Source organism: Planktotalea frisia (assembly GCF_001890925.1).
Lineage (GTDB): Bacteria > Pseudomonadota > Alphaproteobacteria > Rhodobacterales > Rhodobacteraceae > Planktotalea > Planktotalea frisia.
The window spans coordinates 1-1,354 of sequence record NZ_MLCB01000031.1; the positions used below are offsets into that span (position 1 = coordinate 1).

The 1,354-nt window shown below is 52.6% G+C and carries 2 protein-coding genes; one reads left to right on the forward strand and one right to left on the reverse strand.

All coding sequences use genetic code 11. The annotated features are described in order from the left end of the window. The first annotated feature begins 89 nt into the window (after nt 1-89). Nucleotides 90-1,109, forward strand: coding sequence for an IS110 family RNA-guided transposase (locus PFRI_RS01960; protein WP_072629086.1), 1,020 nt, complete (start codon nt 90-92; stop codon nt 1,107-1,109). Nucleotides 1,110-1,162: 53 nt separating this feature from the next. Here the strand turns inward: PFRI_RS01960 and PFRI_RS21465 are convergent. After that, on the reverse strand, nt 1,163-1,354 hold a 192-nt coding region (locus tag PFRI_RS21465), incomplete at its 5' end, for a hypothetical protein (RefSeq protein WP_217653402.1).

The window sequence follows — 1,354 nt, forward strand, 5'->3', positions numbered from 1 at the left end:
GCGGATGGGGTGGATGGCTCCTGCATCAATCGGCGTCGCAATGCGCCATAGTGCAGTTGCTATGAACTGCTTATGAGAGGAGCCAGCCAATGCATGTTACAACAATCGGCCTAGATTTGGCTAAGAACGTTTTTCAGGTCCACGGTATTGATGATCATGGAGAGATTGCATTCAACCGCGCTTTACGGCGGGCGCAAGTGTTGGCATTTTTTGAACGTCTTGAGCCATGTTTAGTCGGTATTGAAGCTTGTGGAACGAGCCACCACTGGGCACGCGAACTGATCAAGTTGGGTCATAATGTTAAGTTGATCCCACCGGCCTACGTGAAGCCTTACGTCAAACGGGGCAAATCAGATGCTGTTGATGCAGCGGCTATTTGTGAGGCGGTCACGCGACCTACAATGCGGTTTGTCGAAGTGAAGACCCCGGAACAACAGGCGATACTCGCGGTTCACCGAACCCGTGATCTTATCGTCCGGCAGCGAACTCAAACGATCAACATGCTGCGGGCACAGTTGGCAGAGTTTGGTCTCGTCTTGCCGCAAGGCGTTTATCATCCGCTGCGGTTTGCCAAGGATTGCGTAGATGGAGAACAACCAGACCTGCCACAGGATGCTCAAGAGGTTGTCTTCGATCTGTGCGACGAATTGCTGTTCCTACACGCCAAGATCCTGCGGCATTCTCGACATATGACGCGGATTGCCAAAAGCGAGAAACGCGTGGCCTTGCTGAGAACGATACCTGGTGTCGGACCAATTACAGCGTCAGCAATCGTTGCGACGGTCGGTAGTGGCAAGCAGTTCAACAACGGCCGGGAATTCGCCGCTTGGCTGGGACTGACACCGCTCAATAGATCAAGTGGTGGAAAGGAACGGCTGGGTCACATCTCCAAGATGGGCGATCAATACATACGCCGATTATTGGTTCTCGGTATGACCTCCCGCATCCGATCCATCAGGTTGGAACCGGAAAAGTTTGATCCATGGTTCGCTGACATCCTGTCACGCAAGCCAAGCAGGGTAGCTGCCGTTGCCATGGCCAACAAAACCGCCCGTATGATCTGGGCTGTGCTGACAAGGAATGAACCCTACAAAGTGAGAACCGTTTAATAGACCAACGAAACAACAGGAGTTTGCAAGACCAATGAAGTGATGGAACTTTGTCAGCCCAAAAACCAAGACACCCCGAGCTTTGTCCAGAACGCTTGCTGTTCGATGTGCGGAATGGGACTTGGTTGGTGGAAACCATCAGGGCCAGCGGCCATGTGCGTCGCGCTAACAGGCCGAACACAAGACTGCTTCTGACGAAATACCATGCGCGAAAAAGGACTTGCAAAAAGGGAGCCATCCACACA

Excerpts from the sequence above, each read along its gene's own strand:
- PFRI_RS01960 (WP_072629086.1), top strand. The coding sequence starts at position 90 with ATGCATGTTACAACAATCGGCCTAGATTTGGCTAAGAACGTTTTTCAG.